Origin of the sequence: Streptomyces sp. WZ-12, from assembly GCF_028898845.1 — a bacterium.
Classification (GTDB): Bacteria; Actinomycetota; Actinomycetes; order Streptomycetales; family Streptomycetaceae; genus Streptomyces.
Map to the genome: position 1 here is coordinate 3818242 of NZ_CP118574.1, position 21654 is coordinate 3839895.

18 protein-coding genes are annotated in these 21654 nt (G+C 73.6%); 10 read left to right on the forward strand and 8 right to left on the reverse strand.

The window, feature by feature from the left end; translation table 11 throughout:
* The first annotated feature begins 104 nt into the window (after positions 1–104).
* Both PV796_RS16030 and PV796_RS16035 read left to right on the forward strand, forming a co-directional pair.
* Positions 105–767 (forward strand): RNA polymerase sigma factor, encoded by a 663-nt coding sequence (locus PV796_RS16030; protein ID WP_274913860.1) that lies wholly within the window; start codon positions 105–107, stop codon positions 765–767.
* Positions 764–2116: a zf-HC2 domain-containing protein gene (locus PV796_RS16035; protein ID WP_274913862.1), complete on the forward strand. Its 1353-nt coding sequence runs from the start codon at positions 764–766 to the stop codon at positions 2114–2116. Before PV796_RS16030 ends, PV796_RS16035 begins: the two co-directional genes overlap by 4 nt.
* Before the next feature lie 115 nt (positions 2117–2231).
* Here PV796_RS16035 and purU read toward each other — a convergent pair whose 3' ends face one another.
* Both purU and PV796_RS16045 read right to left on the reverse strand, forming a co-directional pair.
* Positions 2232–3122, reverse strand: coding sequence for a formyltetrahydrofolate deformylase (gene purU / locus PV796_RS16040; protein ID WP_274913864.1), 891 nt, complete (start codon positions 3120–3122; stop codon positions 2232–2234).
* 58 nt (positions 3123–3180) lie between these two features.
* Positions 3181–3642: an SCO4402 family protein gene (locus PV796_RS16045; protein WP_274919052.1), complete on the reverse strand. Its 462-nt coding sequence runs from the start codon at positions 3640–3642 to the stop codon at positions 3181–3183.
* Positions 3643–3813: 171 nt separating this feature from the next.
* Between PV796_RS16045 and PV796_RS16050 the strand changes: the two genes are divergently transcribed.
* Positions 3814–5154 carry an ABC transporter substrate-binding protein gene (locus PV796_RS16050; protein WP_274913865.1) on the forward strand — a complete coding sequence of 447 codons (1341 nt, stop codon included), beginning with the start codon at positions 3814–3816 and terminating at the stop codon, positions 5152–5154.
* 40 nt (positions 5155–5194) lie between these two features.
* Here PV796_RS16050 and PV796_RS16055 read toward each other — a convergent pair whose 3' ends face one another.
* Together PV796_RS16055 and PV796_RS16060 are read right to left on the reverse strand one after the other, a co-directional pair.
* Positions 5195–6880 (reverse strand): hypothetical protein, encoded by a 1686-nt coding sequence (locus tag PV796_RS16055; protein ID WP_274913867.1) that lies wholly within the window; start codon positions 6878–6880, stop codon positions 5195–5197.
* A gap of 260 nt (positions 6881–7140) precedes the next feature.
* Positions 7141–8535 (reverse strand): transcriptional regulator, encoded by a 1395-nt coding sequence (locus PV796_RS16060; RefSeq protein WP_274913868.1) that lies wholly within the window; start codon positions 8533–8535, stop codon positions 7141–7143.
* Positions 8536–9011: 476 nt separating this feature from the next.
* Between PV796_RS16060 and PV796_RS16065 the strand changes: the two genes are divergently transcribed.
* The 5 genes from PV796_RS16065 to PV796_RS16085 all read left to right on the forward strand — a co-directional run bounded on the left by PV796_RS16065 (position 9012) and on the right by PV796_RS16085 (position 13633).
* Complete coding sequence (locus PV796_RS16065; protein WP_274913870.1) at positions 9012–9683, forward strand: bifunctional DNA primase/polymerase; 672 nt, start codon at positions 9012–9014, stop codon at positions 9681–9683.
* Positions 9684–9779: 96 nt separating this feature from the next.
* Positions 9780–10619 (forward strand): ABC transporter ATP-binding protein, encoded by an 840-nt coding sequence (locus tag PV796_RS16070; RefSeq protein ID WP_376569727.1) that lies wholly within the window; start codon positions 9780–9782, stop codon positions 10617–10619.
* Positions 10616–12238: a transporter gene (locus tag PV796_RS16075; RefSeq protein WP_274913871.1), complete on the forward strand. Its 1623-nt coding sequence runs from the start codon at positions 10616–10618 to the stop codon at positions 12236–12238. The genes PV796_RS16070 and PV796_RS16075 overlap by 4 nt, the downstream gene beginning before the upstream one ends.
* A 126-nt stretch (positions 12239–12364) precedes the next feature.
* Positions 12365–12538, forward strand: a complete 174-nt coding sequence (locus PV796_RS16080; RefSeq protein WP_274913872.1) for a hypothetical protein — start codon at positions 12365–12367, stop codon at positions 12536–12538.
* A gap of 444 nt (positions 12539–12982) precedes the next feature.
* Positions 12983–13633 (forward strand): hypothetical protein, encoded by a 651-nt coding sequence (locus PV796_RS16085; protein ID WP_274913874.1) that lies wholly within the window; start codon positions 12983–12985, stop codon positions 13631–13633.
* Positions 13634–13685: 52 nt separating this feature from the next.
* Here PV796_RS16085 and PV796_RS16090 read toward each other — a convergent pair whose 3' ends face one another.
* Both PV796_RS16090 and PV796_RS16095 read right to left on the reverse strand, forming a co-directional pair.
* Entirely contained in the window at positions 13686–14558 is an 873-nt protein-coding gene (locus tag PV796_RS16090) for an alpha/beta fold hydrolase (RefSeq protein ID WP_274913875.1), read from the reverse strand.
* 575 nt (positions 14559–15133) lie between these two features.
* Entirely contained in the window at positions 15134–15826 is a 693-nt protein-coding gene (locus tag PV796_RS16095) for a metal-dependent transcriptional regulator (protein WP_274913877.1), read from the reverse strand.
* Between the two features lie 269 nt (positions 15827–16095).
* On the opposite strand from PV796_RS16095, the gene PV796_RS16100 reads away from it, so the two are divergent.
* Entirely contained in the window at positions 16096–16863 is a 768-nt protein-coding gene (locus PV796_RS16100) for an SIS domain-containing protein (protein ID WP_274913878.1), read from the forward strand.
* 44 nt (positions 16864–16907) lie between these two features.
* Here PV796_RS16100 and PV796_RS16105 read toward each other — a convergent pair whose 3' ends face one another.
* Together PV796_RS16105 and pdxH are read right to left on the reverse strand one after the other, a co-directional pair.
* The gene (locus PV796_RS16105) at positions 16908–18443 is read right to left on the reverse strand and encodes a PAS domain-containing protein (protein WP_376569732.1); all 1536 of its coding nucleotides are present in this window, start codon (positions 18441–18443) and stop codon (positions 16908–16910) included.
* Positions 18444–18942: 499 nt separating this feature from the next.
* Positions 18943–19644 carry a pyridoxamine 5'-phosphate oxidase gene (pdxH, locus tag PV796_RS16110; RefSeq protein WP_274913879.1) on the reverse strand — a complete coding sequence of 234 codons (702 nt, stop codon included), beginning with the start codon at positions 19642–19644 and terminating at the stop codon, positions 18943–18945.
* Positions 19645–20051: 407 nt separating this feature from the next.
* Here pdxH and PV796_RS16115 point away from each other — a divergent pair, with 407 nt between their 5' ends.
* Entirely contained in the window at positions 20052–21155 is a 1104-nt protein-coding gene (locus tag PV796_RS16115; RefSeq protein ID WP_274913881.1) for a citrate synthase 2, read from the forward strand.
* Positions 21156–21654: the final 499 nt, after the last annotated feature.

Here is a 21654-nt window from a genome sequence, read left to right on the forward strand (position 1 = left end):
CGGAGCACGGGCCCCGGGTGGAGGCTGAGGTCACGTCCGGAGGCTTCGGCGACGGCGCCGGCCGAGGTGTGAGCCCGGCCGCGAGGGGCAGGAATGGGGGTCCCATGGCACACGACGCACCACCGCGCTGGGACAGGCGGATGCAGCAGCGGCTCGCCCGCGGCGAGGCCGCCGCGCTCGGTGAGCTCTACGACCGTTTCGCCTCGCTGGTGCACAGCCTCGCCCACCGCGTCCTGGACGACGAGGACGCCGCCGACCGCATCACCCGAGAGGTGTTCGGCTACATCTGGGAGCACCCCGACTCCTACGACCCCAAGCAGGGTTCGCTGCGCTCCTGGGTGGCCGGGATCACCCGCCACCAGGCCGTCCAGCGGCTGCGCCAGACCGAGTCCGCCTCGGCGCGCGACCACGACGAGAGCGGGCCCGGATCCGCCGAATCGGAGCGCGAGTTGGAGCGGAAGATCCACGAGGCGTCCACCGCCGCCCGCGCCGACTACATCGTCACCTCCATGCCCGCCCCGCTGCGCCAGGCCCTGGAGTTGGCGTACTTCCAGCGCCGGGACTACCGCCAGACCGCCGCCGACCTCGGCGTCACCGAGGACGAGGCCCGGCGCCGGCTCCGCCTGGGCCTCCAACTGCTGTCCACCGCCCACAACCACCAGGCGCTGCCCGCGGTCCCGATGCGCCGCGCCGCCGCCCGGGGGCCGCAGGCCCCGCGCCCGCCGCGCTCCACACCGCCCGCACCGGGCCATGGGCGGCCGCGGTGAGGGGCCCGGACGAATGGGACGGCCGCGAGCGCCCCGGTGGCCCCGGTGAACGGCCCCGGATACCGGCGCCGCGCCCCGCCGCGGAGGACCACGGCCCGCTGCCGCCCCTGCCACGCGTCCCCCACCCGACGCCCGGTCCCGTCCCGGACCACGTCCCGTCCCACGACGTCCCTGCGGAGTACGAGAGCGATGACGACCCCGTGACCGGCGCCGACACCGGCCCGCGCCAGCCACCGCCGGCCGCCCCGTCCCACAAGGTGCTCAAGTCCCTGCTGGGTGCCTGGGCACTGTCCGCCTGCTCGCCGGAGGAGACCGCCGCCGTCGAGGAGCACCTGACGGACTGCGCCGCCTGCGCCGAGGAGGCCCTGCGGCTGCGCGACGCGGTGGCACTGCTGCACCCCGCGGACAGCCTCGACCTCGATCCGCTGCTCCGGTCGCGGGTGTTGGCGGGCTGCCTGGGCCGCCGGCCGGCGCGCATCCCGGTGCCGGAGTGGGCCATCCCGTTCGACGCGGAGGCCGCCAAACTCGACGCGCTGCTGCGCGACATGGGCGAGGCGGAGTGGCGGGCTCCGGTGCGGCTGCGCTGGTTCGACGGCCGGGAGCCGGTGGCGCGCGACAGCACCGTCGGCGGGGTGATCGGGCACCTGATGGCGGTGGACGGGATGGTCGCCACGGCCCTCGGGCTGCCCGACCCGTTGGGCGCCGACGCCCCGGAGCAGCCGGGACCGCGCCGAAGAACGGAGGTGTACTGGCGCGCCCTCGGCGAGCAGCCCGATCCGCGGGCGCCACACGACCCCTGGCGCGAACAGGGCCAGGCGCTGGTCAGAACGGTCTCGTTCGCCGACACCGGGGGCACCGAACTCTCCGTCCCGTACGGGAAGTTCGACCTCGCGCTGCGCGACGCCTTCCTGGACCGCGCCTTCGAGACCTGGGTGCACGCCGGGGACATCGCCGAGGCGGTGGACTATCCGTACAGGCCGCCGGCCTCCGGCCATCTCCATCTGCTCGTCGACCTCGCGGCGCGGCTGCTGCCGACCACGCTCGCCCAGCGTCGACAGGCCGGACTGGCCGCGCCGCCGCGGCAGTTGGTCGCCGCGGGCGCCCCGGGCCGCACGCTCCATCTGGAGGTCGAGGGCAACGGCGGCGGGGACTGGTACATAGCCCTGGACTCCCCGGCGGCGGTCGGCTCGCCTGAGAGCACCGTCGCCCATATCGCCCTGGACAGCGACGAGTTCTGCCAGTTGGCCGCCGGGCACATCTCGCCGGAGGAGGCCGCGGCGGGGCAGGACGGCGAGCGCGAGGCGATCCGCGAGGTGCTGTTCGCGACGGCGGCGCTGTCCCGCTTGTAGCGGGCTTGGGGCGGGGTCGCGGTGGTGAGGCGGGCCGCCGGCGTTGGGGGCCCGCCTCACCTGCGTCGTGCGCGTCGCCTATGCCGTGCGCGTCGCCACGCGCGCGGCGTCCACGTCAGGCGAAGACGACCGTGCGGCGCCCGTTGAGCAGCACCCGGCGCTCGCTGTGCCACTTCACGGCGCGGGCCAGCGCCTGGCACTCCACGTCGCGGCCGATCGCCACGAGCTGGTCCGGCGTGACGTCGTGGCGGACCCGCTCGACCTCCTGCTCGATGATCGGGCCCTCGTCGAGGTCCGCGGTCACGTAGTGCGCGGTGGCGCCGATCAGCTTCACACCGCGGGCGTGGGCCTGGTGGTACGGGCGGGCGCCCTTGAAGCTGGGGAGGAAGGAGTGGTGGATGTTGATGATGCGGCCGGCCAGCGCCGTGCACAGGTCGTCGGAGAGGACCTGCATGTAGCGGGCGAGCACCACCAGCTCGACGCACTCCTTCTCCACCAGCTCCAGGAGCTGGGCCTCGGCCTGGGCCTTGGTGTCCCGGGTGACGGGGATGTGGTGGAACGGGATGCCGTAGGAGCCGACCAGCTCGGCGAAGTCGGTGTGGTTGGAGACCACGGCCGCGATCTCGACCGGCAGGGCGCCGATCCGGGAGCGGAAGAGCAGGTCGTTGAGGCAGTGCCCGAACTTCGACACCATCAGCACCACGCGCATCTTCTCGTCGGCGCGGTGGATCTGCCAGTCCATCTCGAAGGAGACGCCCACCGCCGCGAAGCTGGCCCGCAACTTGTCGACGTCCACCGGCGCTTCCGCGGTGAAGTGCACCCGCATGAAGAACAGCCCGGTGTCCCGATCGCCGAACTGCTGGCTGTCCTCGATGTTGCAACCGGTCATGAACAGGTAGCTGGACACCGCGTGCACGATGCCCTTCTTGTCCGGACAGGACAGCGTGAGGACGTACTGATCGTTCCGGTCCCGCGGACCGGGCTGGGTGGGCTGCGACTCGCTCATGACCTCATAGGGTCGCACATCCGCGAGGTCGCTCCGACCGCGGCGGCCGGGACACCGGTCACGCCGGGGCCCCCAGCGTGCCGGACAGGGCGGCGGCCAGCGCTTCGAGGGAGTGCGGGGCGGTGGCCGGGTCCTCGCCGTCCGCGGTGGCCAGGTGGACGTGCGCCTCGCGGGCGGCCCGTACGGCGTCGGGCCAACCGGGGTGCTCTATGTAGGCGGTGACCGGGGCGTCCGCCCCTACCTGGTGCATGATCCGCAGCACCCGCAGGACGGCCGCGTCGACCAACTGCGCCTCCTGGGCGTCCCGGAAGATCGTGCCGATGTACTTCTCGGCGGACCAGTTGTCCAACCAGGTGTCCTCGACGAGCCGGTAGACGGCGTCGGTGACGTCTCCGTAGCCGGGACGGCCGGCCAGCCAGGTGTGCTGCTGGAAGGCGGGGTCGGAGAGCATGTGCAGCGCGGAGCGGACGTTGCTGCGCCAGCGCCACCATGGCATGTCAGAGAGCGGCATACCGCCCATGGTGGTCGAGCGACGGCCGCGACGGGAAGACTTCTCCGAACCTTGCACAGCAAGCGATCGTACGTTCCTCCCGATTGATCTCGATCGGCCCCCCGGAGTTCACCGCAGCGTCACCATCCGTTGCCGCGGTGTCACGCACCCGTTCCGGCCGGAGCGGAAGGCTGCGGGCTCATGACCGGACGGCGACGCTCCTCCCCCCGCCCCTCTCCCCGCGCTTCCGCGACCGTCGCGGCGGCGTGCACGGCGGTCATCGCGTCGCTGCTGTCCGGCTGCGGCTCCCTCCCCGGCGCCGGTTCCGGGGAGAAGGAGCCGGTCACGGTGATGACCTGGGCGCCCGAGGGCACCAAGACCACCAACATGCCCGGGATGCCGGCGATGGCGCAGGCGTACGCCCGCTGGGTCAACTCCCGCGGCGGGATAGCCGGCCACCCGTTGAAGGTCCTCACCTGCAACGAGCAGAACGACTCGGCGCAGGCCGCGCGGTGCGCCCAGCGCGCGGTGCGGGGCGGGGCGGTGGCCGTGGTCGGCTCGTACAGCCAGTGGGGGCGCTCGTTCATGTCGCCGCTCGAAGCGGCGGGCATCCCGTACATCGGCGGGTACGGCGCCTCCGCCGAGGAGTTCGCCAGCCCGCTCTCCTACCCCGTCAACGGCGGTCAGGCCGCCCTCCTGGCCGGCAACGGCCGCCAGTTGGCGGGCGACTGCCGACGGGTGGCGCTGGTCCGGCCGGACACGATCCAGGGCGACCAGATGCCGGGGCTGCTCAACGCGGGTCTCAACAGCGGGGGTCGGGGCGGGGCTGCGGACGTCAGGGCGCCCGAGGCCGCCACCGATTACACGGACGAGGTGACCGCCGCCCTGAAGGCGGCGGGCGCGGACTCCGCGGTGTACGGGACGGCGAAGACCGGCGGCGCGGCGCCCGGTTCCTGCGTGGCCGCCTCACTGGGCGACCACACCGACACCTTCTTCGACTCCTTCCGGCGCCTCCAGGAGTCCCGCCCCAAGGTCCAGGTCGGCTCCGTATTGGGCAGCGTCGACCAGTCGATGGTCAACCGCAGCGGCGGCGACTCCGGCCCGTTGGAGGGCGCGGACGTCACCGGCTGGTACCCGGTCCCCAGCGATCCGCGCTGGCTGCCGATGCGCCGGGTGATCGACCAGGAGGCGTTCGACGACAGCCGCATCGACCCGGCCGATCAGGGCGTCCAGACGACCTGGATCGCCTACACCGTACTGAGCGCGGTGATCCGGCAGTTGGCCGCCTCGGGCGTCCCGGACATCACCGCGCACGCGCTGCAATCCGCCCTGGACCGCGGCGACCAGTCCGTCGACACCGGCGGCCTGACGCCCGACCTGCGCTGGCGCGACGACGACATGCTGGCCGTCGCCGACTTCCCCCGGATCGTCAACGCGGACGTGACGTACCAGGTCGTCCGGCACGGCGAACTGGTCGCCGCCCAGGAGGGGTTCGTCGACGTGACCCGGACGCTGGAGCAGCGGCGCACCGACGACGGCTGACGCTGCCCGGCCGCCTACGGGGCAAGCCCCCGGCCCGGTTTCACAGCTGTTCGGGGCCGTGCTTCCGGAGGCCGTACTTCTCGGCGATCGGGTTCCACAGGCCGGCGGCCTGCTGCTTGGCCTTGGTGGCCGCGCCGCTGGAGGTGTTCCCCTGGGAGGCTTCCTTGCCGCCCTTGGCGTGGCCCTTGTCGCAACCGCCCTTGCCGGCGGCCTTGTCGGCCCAGGCCGCGTAGTGGTTGTCGGCGTCGGCCGAGGACTTCCAGGCCGTGGTGAGCGCGGCGGTCAGCTCACCGCTGTTGGGGATCTTGTCCACGGGGAGCTGCTGGAGCCGCTTGACCAGGTCGTTGCGCTGGCCAGCGGCGGACCGCAGGTCGCCCGCCGCGCCGCCGAGGTTGGTGCAGCTCTTGATGTTCTGTACGGCGCCGATGACCGCCGAGCGGCTGTTGTTGCTGTCGGCGAGCAGGGCGTCCAGGCCCTTGGCCTGGCCGGCGGCCGGGTCGTCGGCCGGCTTGGTCTCGCCGTCCTTGGTCGACTTGGCCGTACTGGTGCCGGTGTCCTGCTGCTTCTTCTGGGCGGTGTCATCGCCGCTGCCGCCGCTGAGCGCCCAGCCGACACCGAGGCCGACGCCGGCCAGCGCCACCACGATGGCGCCGATGACGACGGCCGCGGGTATCTTGCGGCGCCCGCCGCCGCTCTCCTCGTAGGGGACGTGCTGCTCCTGGCCGCCACCGGGGACGAACGGGCCTCCGGGGGCGGGCTGTTGGCCGTACGGCGGGTGGCCGGCGTCGCCGAAGCGCGGCAGTTGCGCGGTGGCGTCGGGGGCGGGTGCGGCCGGGGCGGCCGGTCCGTCGCGGAACAGGCCGTCGAACTCGGCGGGGGTCGACCGGCCGCCGGGCACGCCCGGTTGGGCACCGAACTGCGCACCGGGCGGCGGGGTGGGCACACCGGCGCCAACGGGACCGCCGGCGCCGCTGATCGGCGGGATCAACTGCGTGGCCTGGTCCATGCCGGCGCCGGACATCGGCTGGGACTGCGGCATGGGTTGGGCCGAACGCGGCGGCCCCTGGTGCGCCTTGATGGGGCGCAGCATCTGCGTGGCCGCGTCCCGGTGTTGCGCGGCGGCCGACTCGGGCGGCAGCGGAGCGCCACCGGGGGCGCCGGGCCCGCCGGTGACGGGGGGCAGGAGGGTGGTGGCGTCGTCGCCGGCCACGGGCGGCAGCGGGGCGCCGGCCTGCGGGGTCGCGCGGACCAGTTCACCGGAGGGGCCGGGCCGCCGCCCTCCCTGGCCGCCGAAGGAGAGGATCGCGGTGGCCTCGGCGGCCGACGCGTTGGGCGGCATCGGGCCGGCGGCCGGCGGGCCCACCTGGGGCGGCATCGGGGGCGGCGCGGCCGGCATGGGCGGCGTCGGCGAGGGCCCCGGGAAGGGCGGCGGGGAGCCCTGCTGCGGCGCGGCGGGCGCCTGGGGCGCGGCCGGGTAGCCGTACGACGGGGCCTGGCCGTGCGGCTGCGGCCCGCCCGGGGCCGCGTCGGGCTGCCCGGGGCCCTGCGGTGCGGGCGGCGGCTGCTGGCCGGGCCCCCAGGGCTGGCCCCACGGCTGCCCGGCGGGCGGCGCGGCCTGCTGGTCGGGCGGCCATGCGTCGCCGCCGCCGGCGGGCAGCACTATGCCCTCTCTGGCCGGGCCGGCCGCAGGATCCTGCGGGTCGTGACCCTGTCCGCTCTGCGTCACCGGGACTCCTACCATCGTGCAGACCTACGGAATCGTCGGCTGCACGCTACCGGTTCGCGGCAACGTTCGACATGCGTCCAGGTCACCGCACCGGCCACCGGCGGCCCCCGCTGCCGGCCCAGCAGAACGCGCCGGGGGCGGGCCGGAATTCCGGCCCGCCCCCGGCAGCACACGGTGGAACACCCTTCGACCGGTACTCCCTTCCGCCCGTTTTCGTCCCTCGCCGCGAGGGCTCACCGCGGCGCCTGATGAGGCGTTGCTCACGCCGCGACGGCGCGCAGTTCCATCCGGGCGGCGAATTCCCTTACGACGGGTTCGTCCTGATACGGCTCCAGGCGCTGCCGGAAGTCGTCCAGGTATTCCGCACCGCGGTCCGAGCGCAGCCCGTTCAGCAACTCGACCGCCCTCGTTCCCGTATGGCAGGCCAACTCGACCTCCCGCTGCTGCACCTGGGCGGTGGCCAGCAGCACCAACCCGATGGCGCGGCGCCGCGCGCGGGCCGCCGGATGCCCGTCGAGCGCCTCCTGGGCGCGCTGCGCGGCCGGCGCCGGTTGCCCCAAGTCCCGGTGGCAGTGCGACAGTTCGTCCGCCAGGTAGGCCGGGTCGAAGTGGGCGATCCACGCCGGGTCGTCGCCGGTGCCGGTGGCCGCCTCGGCGCGCTCCATCGCGGAGACCGCCCGCCCCGCCACCGCCTGGAAGGCCCGGGTGTCGCCCATCAGGGCGTGCCCGCGCGCCTCCGCGGCGAAGAACATCGCCTCGGCCCTGGGGGTGACCATGCCCCGCGCGCCCTCCTGGGCGGCCCGCGCGAGCTGCGAGATCTCCCGCGGATTGCCCAACGAGGCGGCCAGGTGGCTCATGCTGGCGGCGAGGACGTAGCCGCCGTAGCCGCGGTCGCCGGCCGCCTGTGCGAGCCGCAGGGCCTGGATGTAGTAGCGCTGCGCCAGGCCCGGTTGGCCGGTGTCGACGGCCATGTAGCCGCCCAGTTCCGTCAACCGGGCGACGGCGGCGAAGAGTTCCCGCCCGACCGCCTCCCGGTACGACCCCGCCAGCAGTCCGGAGACCACGCTGTTGAGGTAGTGCACGACGACGGGCCGGACGTGCCCGGAGCCGAAGCGGTGGTCCAGTTCACTGAGCGCCGAGGTCATCGCCCGTACGGCCGCCACGTCCGAAACACCCACTCTGGCACCGGCGTTGCGGGACACCTGGGAATCCGCACCGGTGATCAGCCAGTCCCGGCTGGGCTCGACCAGCGCGGAGGCGGCGACGGTGGACCCGCTGAGGAAGTCCCGCCGCCCGACGTCGCTGCGCCACAGCTCGCAGACCTGCTCGATGGCCCCTAGGACGGTCGGCGAGAACTGCAGCCCCACCCCGGACGCGAGGTTCTTCCCGTCGGCCATCCCGATTTCGTCGATGGTGACCGTGCGGGCCAGTTTGCGACCCAGTGCCTCGGCGATGATGGCGGGCGCACGGCCGCGCGGCTGCTGCCCGCGCAGCCAACGGGCCACCGAGGTCTTGTCGTAACGCAGGTCGAGACCGTGCTCCGCGCCGCACATGTTGACGCGGCGGGCCAACCCCGCGTTGGAACAGCCGGCTTCCTGAATCAGCGCTTGCAGCCGCTCATTGGGCTGGCGCGCGACGAGTGGCCTGGCGGCCATGGTGTGTACCCCCTGTACTGCTGCTGCGCGTTCACCGGCGAACGCCGTCCCCGCGATCAATTCCCCGCATATATCTGGGATATCCGAGACATCCGGGATATGCGCGGTACGAACCCGGAGGGCGTGCTTCGCAGTGGATGCCCGGGATACGTGCGATGCGCGCGATGCCCGTGCGTCGTCGTGCGAAGCGCGGCCGCCCCCAGGTCCGCGCCGCGGAGGGCTGTGTCTACGAGGAGGGGTGGCGCGCGGTGTCCGTGCACCGGTCGCGGCGCCGCGGCGCAGGGCTCCCCTGGTGCTCCGCGGCCGTCCGCCGGGCGGTCCGTCCGCCCGTCACGCAAGTGGCTACCCGCTTCCCGGACCCCATCCGCACACGCGCCCCCACTAGTGCATCCATGCGCCCCACGTGTCGGAACGATGCGCCGGGGCCGTCACCCATTCGGCCGTAACCCTTGGTGACAAGGGGAGTTGTCCTCTGCGTGGAAGAGACCATCGGAGTCACAGGAGCCCCGCAGATCCCCAAACAGCGCGGCGAGCAATTCATCGACACTGCGGTGCGTTACGCCGAGGAACGCCATTGGGAGGTGTTCCCCGGCGCATGGCTGGAGCACGAGGGCGAGCTGCCGCGCTGCTCGTGCGACGCCGCCAACTGCCCCTCGCCCGGGGCCCATCCGACCGCCCCCGGCTGGGCCAACCAGGCCAGCGGCAGCGCCACCGCCGTGCGGCGGATGTGGAGCAAGCAGCCGCGGGCGTCGATCCTGCTGCCCACGGGCCGGACGTTCGAGGCACTCGACGTGCCCGAGATGGCGGGCTGCCTGGCGCTGGCCCGTATGGAGCGACTGGGCGTGACGCTGGGCCCGGTGACCCGCACCCCCGACCGCCGGATGCTCTTCCTCGTTCTGCCCGGCGCCGCAGCCAAGGTCCCGGACATGGTCCGGAACCTCGGCTGGACGCCGGCCGCCCTCGACCTGATCTGCCGCGGCGAGGGCGAGTACATCGCCGCGCCGCCGACCCGGGTGGGCCCGCACGGCGCGATCCAGTGGGCGCGCCGCCCCACCGCCAGCAACCGCTGGCTGCCGGACGCCGAGGAGTTGATCAGTCCGCTCGCGTACGCCTGCGCCCGCGACGCGGCGGCGCTCCGCACCCGCTGACGACGGCGCGAAGGGGGCTGTCAGAGCCTGCCCGTATCGTGGGTTGCCAGACGGGGGTCATGACCAGGCCCCTGCGGGGACGTCGAAGGGCAGGCCGTGGCCAGCGAACCGGACATCACGCAAAGGCAGGACGGGTCGGCCGCGACCCAGGAGGGGGCCGTGGCCGGACCGCCCGCGGTCCGCATCGAGGGCCTGTGGAAACGCTTCGGCGAACAGACCGCGGTCCACGGCATCGATCTGACCCTGCCCGCAGGACACTTCATCGGCCTGGTCGGCCCCAACGGCGCCGGCAAGACCACCACCCTCTCCATGGTGACCGGCCTGCTGCGGCCGGACTCCGGGCTCGTCGAGATCGGCGGGCACGACGTCTGGCGGGACCCGGTGGCGGTCAAGTCCCGGATCGGTGTACTGCCCGAGGGGCTGCGCCTCTTCGAGCGCCTCTCCGGGCGCGAACTCCTCGCCTACATAGGCAGGTTGCGCGGCCTGCCCGGCGCCGAGGTGGACAAGCGCGCCGGTCAACTCCTGGACGTGCTCGACCTGTCCGGCTCGCAGCACAAGATGGTCGTGGACTACTCCACCGGCATGCGCAAGAAGATCGGCCTGGCCGCCGCGCTGCTGCACAACCCGGAAATCCTCTTCCTGGACGAGCCGTTCGAGGGCGTCGACCCGGTGTCGGCGCAGACCATCCGCGGCGTCCTGGAGCGCTACACCTCCTCCGGCGCCACGGTGATCTTCTCCAGCCATGTGATGGAGCTGGTCGAGTCGCTCTGCGACTGGGTCGCGGTGATGGCCGCCGGCCGGATCCGCGCACAGGGCCCGCTGGCCGCGGTGCGCGGCGACGCCCCCTCGCTCCAGGACGCGTTCCTCGAACTGGTCGGCGCCAACGGCCGCCGCACCGGGCAGGACCTCGACTGGCTGGGCGGCGGCGCCCGATGAGCACCGAGACCGCCCTCGCCACCCCCTCCTCCCTGGTCCCGGTCTTCATCCGGCTCAAGCTGACGCTGCTGCGCAACGGCCTGCGCCAGTCGCCCGGGCGTACCGCGGCCTTCATCATCTCGGCCCTCGGCGGACTGGTAGTGGCCGCCGCGGTCGTGATCGCCCTGGTGGCGCTGCGCGGCAATCCGCACGCCGCGGCGCTCGTCGTCCTCCTCACCGGCATGCTCACCCTGGGCTGGGCGGTGATGCCGCTGTTCTTCCCCACGGGCGACGAGACTCTCGACCCGACCCGCCTGGTGATGCTGCCGCTGCGGCCCCGCCAGCTGATCCGCGCGCTGCTGGTGACGTCGCTGGTGGGCGTCGGCCCGTTGACGACGCTCGCCCTGGTGGCCAGCTCCGTCGTGGCGGTCGCGAACGGCGCCGCCGCCGCGGTCGTCGGCGTGCTGGCCGTCGTCCTGGTGGTGCTGGTCTGCGTCACACTGGCGCGGGCCGTCGCCGCCGCCTCGACGCGGCTGTTGACCAGCCGCCGGGGCCGCGATCTCGCCGTGCTGAGCGGCCTGTTCATCGCCCTGGGCGCCCAGGTCGTCAACGTCGCCGGGCAGCGGCTGGGCCGCGCCGGCGGCCTGGCCGCCCTGGAGCCGGTGGGCGAGGTGCTGCGCTGGATACCGCCGGCCTCCGCGCTCTCCGCCGTGGACGACGCCGGGCACGGCTCCTACGGGCGCGCCGCGGCCGGCCTGGCCCTGACGGTGCTGGCCCTGGTGCTGCTCCTGTGGTGGTGGCAGCGGACCCTGACCACCCTGATGACCTCGCCGGACTCCTCCACCCTCCAGGCCGTCGACAAGGACGGCGCGCGCCGGTCCGGCGACGGGGAGCGCGGCCTCGCCCGACTGCTGCCCGAAGGCCGCACCGGCACCGTCATGCTGCGCACGCTGCGCTACGCCTGGCGCGACCCGAAGTCGAAGATGTCCTGGGCGATGGCGCTGGGCATCGGCCTGATGGTGCCGATCATCACCGCCGCCCAGGGCAACGGCACCATCTACACCTCCTTCTCGGCGTCCGCCCTGCTCGGCATGCAGATGTACAACCAGTTCGGGCAGGACACCTCGGCGTTCTGGATGGTGGCCTCGACGATCGCCTCCCCCCGGGACGCCCACGAGGAGCTGCGCGCCCGGGCGTTGAGCCTGGCGCTGGTGGCCGTCCCGTACGTCACGCTGGTCGTCGTCGGCTCCGCCGCCCTCCTCGGCCCCTGGTCGGCCTTCCCTGACGTCTACGGCATCTCGCTGGGCCTCCTGGGCGCGCTGGTCGCCACGGGCGCCATGGCCTCCACGCTGTTCCCGTACTCCATCCCGTCCGAGGGCAACAAGAACGTGGCGCCCGGCCAGGCCGGGATCGCCTGGATCAGCCTGCTGGCCGGCTTCCTGACGGCCGCCGTGCTGGTCTCGCCGCTGGCGGGCCTGATGGTCTGGCTCCATGTGGCCGGCTCTGCGCACCTGTTGTGGGTGCTGATCCCGGCCGGCGCGGTCTACGGCGTGGGCATCGCGGCGCTGGGCCTGCGGGTGGCGGCGCCCCGGGCGGCGGCCCGGCTGCCGGAGATCCTGGCGGCGGTCAGCAAGGGGTGACGCGAGGGCTCCGTAGGGGCCGACCGAACGGCATGGACATCAGGTTCGGTTGAGGTCCCAGGGTGTGGGGGTGCCGGCCGTTCAACGGGCCGGCGCCCCCACTGCGTTCTCCTCCCTGGAGCCCCCATGCCCGGCGCCGCCCGCACCACCCCGACCACCGTGCCCCGTCCCGTCCCGGAGCCGACACCACGGGCCCACCGGACGCCAGAACCGCCCCGCCCGGCCGGGGCGCGCGCCACGGCGACCGGCCGCCCCATCGCCCGCCTCCCACACGACGACCTCACCCGCACGCCGAACTGACGGCTGCGCCAAGGGCCTTGAGACGCCGTGGCCGATCCCCTCCCCACCTCTACGACCTCCACCACCGGACAGCGGGGCCCGATGCGGAGCGGAACCTACTCACCCGCCCCACCCCATGGCCGTCAACCACCCCGCCCCGGCCAAGGGCGGCTCCGCGGTCAAAGTTTTATCCGGGGATTGCCATCCGACGGCGCGTCAGCTCGCAATGCCGGTGAATTCACCCGTAATTGGGCGGGGTTGGCGACGGAACCCGGAAGTCATTTTGCAGGGATTGCGGGGAATGCTCCGGGACGCTCCCGCAGTGGGCGAACGGAAAGCGGCGCGCAGGCGTCTTCCGCGTTTCGACACGGATGAAATCGCGCTCCTATGCTCCGCTCACACAGCCGTTCGCGAGCACTGGGCAACGGTGCTGTGAAACGGGGGAAGCAAGGACCAGGGAGCGTTGTGCTGCACTCAAGGACCGCATGGCTGCGCGCCGCCGCGCCGGTCGCCGCATTGGCGCTGGCGCTGACCGCCTGCGGCGGGAAGAAGAACGCGGCGGCGCCGTCCGCCGGTTCCGGACCGGCCGGCGGGACCAACTCGGCGGACGCCGCGCCGCAGACCGGCGCGGAGCCGACCGGGACGGCCGGCGGCGGGGCGCAGCGGCCGGGGCAGAGCGGCACCGGGCAGTACAGGGAAGAGTCCGGGAAGACGACGTACGACGTCGTGGCGCAGCAGGTCCACATCGGGACCGAGGACGAGACGAAGAGGATGGTGCAGGACCCGGCGAACGCCAAGGGCCTGATCGCCGCCACCGCCTATGTGAAGTTCACCAACAAGGGCCCGGGCGTCGTCAAGGGGTTGGCGAAGGTGGACGACGGCGCCGAGATCTACGCGGACGGGCAGCGCGGCGGGCTGCTCATCGCGGCTCCGGCGGACCTCCCCGGGTGCGAGGACCCGATCGACATCGACAACTGGCAGGTCGGCGAGAGTCACGTCATCTGTCGGACCTACATGATTCCCGCGGGCACCAAGGCGCTTGAGGTCCGCTGGAGCGGCGAGGGCGCCGCCAAGCCGCTGGCCTGGAAGTTCGACGGGGCCGGCCGGGCGGAGTGAACGGCCCGCAGGGGCGGCCCCGAGGGGCACGCCGGCGTACGGGCCGTCGGCCTCAGGGACGGGCCGCCGCCGAGCGGAGGAATGGCTCGATCGTGCGGTGCCAGGCGTCGGGCCGCTCCCAGGGCAGCAGATGGCCGGCGTCGGGGATCTCGGCGTACTCGCCGTGTGACAGCACCCGGACCATCTCCTGGGCCTCGGCGCGGCCCAACTCGGCGTCGAGACCGCGCACGACGAGGGCGGGGCAGCCGACCTGGGCCAGCTCCTCCCAGTGCGCATCGCACACCCAGGTCTCGCGGGCGCGGAGCATCTGGCGGCGGGAGAAGACCGGGCGCCAGCCGTCGGCGCGCTCGGCCATCACCTCGGCGAAGAACTCCCCGCGGGCCGGCCGGGGGCGCTCCAGCACCGGATCGTCCTCCCCGAACCACTTGCGGACGTCCGCGAGGGTGGCGAACGGCACCGGCCAGGAGCGGAACCACTCCGACCACTCGCGCTGCGAGGCCGCGCCGAGCGCCGAGGCCCGCATGTCGCAGATCACCAGCGCGCTGACCAAGTCCGGCCGCCGGGCCGCCACCTGCCAGGCCGTCAGGGCACCCATGGCATGGCCCACCAACGCGACGGGGGGCAGCCCGAGTTGCTCGATGGCGGCGATGGCGTCGTCGACGTACGCGGTGCGGTCGAGCGGGCCCTCGGCGGGCTTGTCGCTGCGGCCGTGGCCGCGCTGGTCGAGGGCGACCGCGCGGTGCGTCGCGCCTAACTGACGCGCGGTGTGCGCCCAGTGGGAGGCGCGGCCCATCAGCCCGTGGAGCAACAGCACGCCGGGCCGCCGCCCGCCGTCCTCCAGCCCGCCACCCTTGGGCGGGTCGGTGAACTCCCAGGCCGCGAGCCGTACGCCGCCGGCCCCCGTCACATCGATACGCCGCACCATGTGCCCTGGCACCCCCAATCATCCCCTGGCCAGCCCCGCACACCCCACATTATCGAACCTAGATTCGAATAGATCGCTTCCGCGCCGAACTCCCCACTTTCGAGTGACCTTGCTGCGTGATTGGCCACGGCCACCACGGGGAGACATCTGCCGGGAGGCGGGCCCTACCGGGAAGGGGGCCCGTGGGGAACGACCCTGAGAGCTCGGGGCTCCGGGTCACGGTGGGGGGACATGGGGAGGCAGGGCCCCGGCGGCTCGCAGCGCCGGGGCCCTGACCGTCCCCGACCGATCTCGGTGGACGCATCCGAGCCCCCTCGGCCGTCGACGCATCACGCGGGAGTGACGACGCATGGCCATGCGTCAGCGCCAGGGTGACACGAGACCGGCCGATCCGCACGGATTCGCACAAGACCGTTCATCGCCACCGGAGTTGACACCCCATGAACGAGCCCGCCGGCCTGCGCATCGGCGCAGTTCAGCGGGCTCGCGGGAGTGGTCGGCTGGCGGTGCGGAGCGTAGGCGGCCGGTGCCGCGCACGGGCCGCCGGCCGCGGGGCGCCTGGGGCCGCGGGGGCGTCAGCGCTTGGCGACGAAGACGTGTTGGGCGATCTCGGCGTCCAGCTCGGCGGCCTCGCCGCTGCTGCCGACCAGCACCCCGGCCGGGGACTCCGTCACGCTGACCACCGCGCCCGGCTGCACCCCGGCCCGCCGCAGCGTGTACATGAGCTGGGCGTCGGCCTGGATGGGCTCGCCGATCCGGCGCACCACGGCCGTCTTGCCGTCGGCGCCGGCGTCCAGATCCATCAGGCTCACCATGCCGGCGTCCAGGAACGGGTCGGCCTCGGCCTTCTCGCCCAGCTCCTCCAGGCCCGGGATCGGGTTGCCGTACGGGGACTCGGTGGGGTGGCGGAGCAGCTCCACGACGCGGCGCTCGACCGCCTCGCTCATCACGTGCTCCCAGCGGCACGCCTCGGCGTGCACCTGCTCCCACTCCAGGCCGATGACGTCGACCAGCAGGCACTCGGCGAGGCGGTGCTTGCGCATCACCCGCGTCGCCAGCCGGCGGCCCTCCTCGGTCAGCTCCAGGTGTCGGTCGCCCGCAACCGTCAGCAGGCCGTCTCGCTCCATGCGGGCCACGGTCTGGCTGACCGTCGGGCCGCTCTGTTCCAGCCGCTCCGCGATGCGGGCGCGCATGGGGACCACACCCTCCTCTTCCAGTTCGAGGATGGTGCGGAGATACATCTCCGTGGTGTCGATCAGTCCGGACATGCGTGCCCCTCGATATGTCGTGCGGTGGCCCTGGATTCAATTCTGACGCATCCCACTGACATCGGTGTCTCCTCGTCCGCCCAGCGGACCCTTGCGGGCCGGTTCAACGGGTGCATTGCCCGGCGTATTGACAGCGCACTGGTACAGACCGCAACGTGATCCGGGCCACTGCGCCACGAGGCGGCGGCGCGCCGGTGACGGGCCGGTGACGGCCCGCCACGGATCCCGCCGGGGATCCCATCCAGACGCGACGAGAGGGGCCCGCGGCAATGGCTGAGAGCGACCGGAGCGAGGGGCTGGCCGGGCGGTACTTCGACGCCGCGATCGACCTGCTGCGGCAGGTCCGCGACGCCGAGGGCGACCGGATCACGGCCGCCGGGCGGCTGATCGCGGACACCGTGGCCGCCGGCGGCCGGGTCTTCTCCTTCGGGGCCGGCCACTCCTCGCTGCCGGCCCAGGACACCGTGTACCGCGCCGGCGGGCTGGCGATCATGAACCTGCTGTCCGTCCCCGGGGTCGTCGGGGTCGACGTCCGGCCGGCGACGCTGGGCAGCGCGCTGGAGCGGGTCGACGGGCTGGCCGGCGCGGTGCTGGACACCAGCCCGCTGGAGCGCGGCGACGTGCTGGTGATCATCTCGCTCTCCGGGCGGAACGCGCTCCCGGTGGAGATGGCGATCAACGCGCGGGCCCTGGGCATCAAGGTCATCGGCCTGACCTCGGTGGCCTACGCCGACGCCACCAAGTCCCGGCACTCCTCCGGGACTTACCTCAAGGACCACTGCGACATCGTCCTGGACAGCCGGATCCCGGTCGGCGACGCGGAGCTGACGCTGCCCGGCATCGACGCGCCGTTCGCGCCCGCCTCGACGGTCGTCACCAGCGCGATCATGCAGGCCGTGGTGGCGACGGCGGCCGGCGCGCTGGCCGAGCGGGGGGACCAGCCCCCGCTGCTGCGCTCCGGGAACGTGGACGGCGGGCACGAGTGGAACGGCCGGGTGATGCGGGAGTACGCGGACCGGATCTTCTACCGGCACTGAGCCTCCAACGGGCGCCCGCCCCGTCACCACCGCCCCGTCCGCCCTCATGCCCCGCCCGCCCCCGCGAGGTCCAGGGCGGCGGCGATGCGGGCGGCGACCTCCTCGGCGTAGTCGGCGTCCGGGCGGTCGAAGGGGCGGCGCGCGGGGGCCCGCAGGAAGGTGGCGACCCCCAGGGTGCGGCCGCGGCTGCGGAGCACCACACACAGCCCGTGCACCGTGCCGTCCGGCCAATTGCGGGCGGCCGCCCAGCCGTCGGCCGGGGCCGGGCCGGCGCTGGCCCGTACGGAGCCGCGCCGGCCGTACGCCTGGAGCGCCGGGTGGTTGGGCGCGTACGCCACCGGGATGCCGGTGGCCGGGACCGCCTCCGAGGGGCCGGGCTCGCCCGCCGGGGAGGCCAGCACCCGCACCAGCCGCGGGGGCCCGGCCCCTTCCGGGGCGGCGCCGTCGGGGCCGCCCCCGGTGGGCGACGGTTCCGCGTCCCACTCGGCGTCCGCTTCCACCGCCCCGTACGGGGCCGGGGTCGAGGTGTGGACGAGGTCGACCAGGGCGTGGTCGGCGAAGCCGGCCAGCGCGAAGTCGAGGTGGACCGCCGCGGCCTCGGCCGGGTCCGGGCACTCGGCGGCGGCCCGGCCCGCGCGGTGCAGTTGGTGGGCCCGGAAGCGCAGCAGGGAACCGTCCTGCTCGGCCCGTTTGGCGTCGGTGACGTCCTGGAAGAGCCAGGCGACGCCGAGCGGAACGGGCTCCTCCGCCAGCGGCGAGGAGAGCCGGACGAAGCCGCTGCGCCAGCACCGGCGCGGGAGTTCGCCCTCGCCCTCCCGCAGGGTCACCCACAGCTCGGCGACGGCCGGCGGCGGCCCCTCGGCCAGGACGTGCGTCAGGGCGCTCTCCAACTCCTCGACGCCCTGCACCAGGACGTCGCCCAACGGGCGGCCCAGCAGCGCCGTACGGCCCGTTCCGAAGGCGCGGGCGGCGTGTGCGTTGACGACCGCGGGGCGCAGGTCGGCGTCGATCAGCACCACGCCCCAGGGCGCCTCCTCGAAGAGCGCCTCGCTGAGCGCCACCGCGCGTTCCAGGTCGAGTTGGGTGTGCGACTCGCTGAAGGCGCAGTAGGCCCCGACGACCCGGCCGTCGGGGGCGCGCACCGCCGAGGACTGGGTGCGGACCAGGACGCGGTGGCCGTCCTTGGCGAGCAGGGTGAAGTCGTGCACCTGGCGGCCGGCGGCGCGCATCGTGGCGGTCAGCGCGGACCGCACGCCGTCGGCGTCCTCCGTGCGCACCGCCCAGCCCGTGAGGCCGCTGCGGCCGACCGCCTCCTCGGTGGTCCAGCCCAGGATGCGCTCGGCCTCGTGGTTCCAGTGCGTGACCGTCCCGTCGGCGGCGAAGGCCATCAGGGCGGCGTCCATGCCGTCCAGGAGGGCGGCGAGCAGCCCGGAGTCGTCGGCGTCCGGAGGTTGTTCGGGCCCGGCGCCCGGGGGTCCGGAGGTGGCCTGCCCCGGCACCCGTGGGCCGGGCGGGCCGGCGGACGCAGGCTGTTGCGGCGACGAGGCCGACGAGGCCGAAGAAGCTGACGAGGCAGTCACTGGCACCCCTTACGAACGCGGCCGCACGTGCTCCACGTGGGGACATTCAACTGGAACGTGACGTGGAACACACCCCTTTCCCGGAAATCGCCGCCCACCGGGCCCCGCCCCCGCAAAGAACCGGCCCGGAAAACAGCCCCGGATACCGTCCCGAAAGGGACCCGGAAGCACCCCGCAAGCACCCCGAGAAAAAACCTGTTGTGCCGGGACGGGGCGGTTCCTAACGTATGGGGTACACGAGAAGGGAGGTGGTTCGGCAGATGATTTCGCACCGGACGCGTGAGGTGGCTGCGGGCTAGCAGCCCGACGCTTCACCGAAGTGCAGCGCCGGATCAGCGCATACTGCAGATGCGCTCAGCCGGCCCAATCCCAAGCAGTCACCCGACCCGCGGGCTGCCGGTTCGTCCGACCGGCCCTTCGCGCCACCGAGCGCGGAGGAGACAGCCCGCGGGTCGTCTGCGTGTGCGGCCCCGACCGGCGCCGCACCACCACTCGCCCCTCAGGGCGCGAGGCGCTCCACCCGCCACTGGCCGGCCTCGGGCGCGCCCTCGCGGGCGTACCGCAGCCGGTCGTGCAGGCGGTTGAGCCGCCCCTGCCAGAACTCGATCGCCTCCGGGGTGACGCGGTAACCGCCCCAGTGCGGTGGCGCCGGCACCTGCTCGCCCTCCGGGTAACGGGCCGCCAACTGCGCGTAGGAGCGCTCCAGTTCGTCGCGGGAGGCGATCGGCGCGGACTGGTCGCTGGCCCAGGCACCCAGTTGGGAGCCGTGCGGGCGGGTGCGGAAGTAGGCGGCGGTCTCGTCCCGGCCGATGCGCTCGGCGGTGCCGGTCACGATGACCTGACGGGCCAACGGGTGCCAGGGGAACAGCAGCGACAGGTGCGGGTTCGCGGCCAGGTCCCGGCCTTTGCGGCTGGTGTAGTTGGTGAAGAAGACGAAGCCGCGCTCGTCGAATGCCTTCAGCAGCACGGTCCTTGAGCTGGGCCGGCCGGCGGCGTCCGCCGTCGAGACGACCATGGCGTTCGGCTCGTGCAGACCGGCCACGGCCGCGTCCTTGAACCAGCGGGCGAACTGGTCGTAGGGGCTCGCGGCGAGCTCGGACTCGGTGATGCCCTCGGCGCGGTAGTGCGCGCGCATCGAGGACGGGTCGGGGGTGTCGGCGGAAGGCATATCGGCGGGATGCACGGCCTCATCTTGCAGCATCGGCCCGTTGACGGGCAGCCGGGTGGGCCGGAAGTCTGCCCCTCGTCGCCGGGACGTAACCCTCCCGTCAGCAAATCGCCCAGTGTGCCGGACGTCACGCTTCCCCGCTGCTGATGAACCCGCCAAAATCATGGCCCGGCCCACTGTGGCCCTTGGACACCGGAAGTTATCGTGTCCGTCTTCAGGCCGTCGCGGCGCGCCCTGCGCGACGGCCCGTACCCGTGGACCGACCCTCCATGGGCGTAGACCGTCGCGTGGCCCCTGCCCTGGCGGGGCATCACCGGGGTGACCGGTACGGACCGCGAGCTGCCGGCGCAGCCGCGTAACCGCACCGGCGCCGAAAGAGACTCGACCGGACGGCAGTCGGTCACGGGCCGACTGCCGTCCCCATCTTGAGGAGCCGCCTGATGTCCGACTTCGTTCCCGGGCTTGAGGGAGTCGTCGCGTTCGAGACGGAGATCGCCGAACCCGATAAGGAGGGCGGCGCACTCCGCTACCGCGGGGTGGACATCGAGGACCTCGTGGGGCACGTGTCCTTCGAGAACGTCTGGGGGCTGCTGGTCGACGGGGCGTTCACGCCGGGGCTGCCGCCCGCCGAGCCGTTCCCGATCCCGGTGCACTCCGGCGACATCCGGGTCGACGTGCAGTCCGCCCTCGCCATGCTCGCGCCCGTATGGGGCCTGAAACCGCTGCTCGACATCGACGAGCGGACCGCCCGCGACAACCTCGCCCGGGCCGCCGTGATGGCGCTGTCCTACGTCGCCCAGTCCGCCCGCGGCCAGGGCCTGCCGATGGTTCCGCAGCGGGAGATCGACAAGGCCGAGACGGTCGTCGAGCGCTTCATGAAGCGCTGGCGCGGCGAGCCCGACCCCAAGCACGTCAAGGCCGTTGACGCGTACTGGACCTCGGCCGCCGAGCACGGCATGAACGCCTCCACGTTCACCGCCCGGGTCATCGCCTCCACGGGCGCCGATGTGGCGGCCGCCCTGTCGGGCGCGGTGGGCGCGATGTCCGGGCCGCTGCACGGCGGTGCGCCGTCCCGCGTCCTCGGCATGATCGAGGAGATCGAGCGGACCGGCGACGCGGCCGCCTACGTCCGGCAGGCGCTGGACCGGGGCGAGCGTCTGATGGGCTTCGGCCACCGCGTCTACCGCGCCGAGGACCCGCGGGCGCGGGTCCTGCGCCGCACCGCCCGCGAGCTCGGCGCACCGCGCTTCGAGGTCGCCGAGGCCCTGGAGAAGGCGGCCCTGGAGGAGCTCCACAACCGGCGCCCCGACCGGGTGTTGGCCACCAACGTGGAGTTCTGGGCCGCGATCGTCCTGGACTTCGCTGAGGTCCCGGCCCACATGTTCACGTCCATGTTCACCTGCGCCCGCACGGCGGGGTGGAGCGCGCACGTCCTGGAACAGAAGCGGACCGGGCGCCTGGTGCGCCCGTCTGCCCGCTATGTGGGACCGGCGGGCCGACGGCCGGAGTCCATCGCCGGCTACGACGGGATTGCCCGCCTTTAGGCTGTGGCCTGTTCCCCCACGTTGGTGGCTTTCCCGCCGTGGGCCTGCGGCCGGCTGCCGCCCACGTTGGTGGCTTTCCCGCCGTGAGCCTGCGGCCGGCTGCCGCCCACGTTGGTGGCTTTCCCGCCGTGAGCCTGCGGCCGGCTGCTGCCCACGTTGGTGGCTTTCCCGCCGTGGCGCCTGCGGCGGGCCGGTCCGCTGCCGATCCGCTGCGCGGGGCGGGTCGAATTGTCTGGTCCGCTGCGCGGGGCTGTCGGCTGCGGTGACGGGCCTCCGGGGGCGGCATGCCAGACTGCTTCGCTTTACGTCTGGCACACCACCCCCTCCGGCCCGTCCCCTCCCGTTGGGTGGGTGGATTTCTCTGGGATGGGGCTGGCCACTGTGGTCCGCTGACGGTCATCGCCCGGTTGCTTGGGCCACCTGTCCTCTTACGGTCACCACTCAACCCAACGACCCGAGTTGACCCACCGGGAGAAGACTCCACTCACCGTTTTTCACC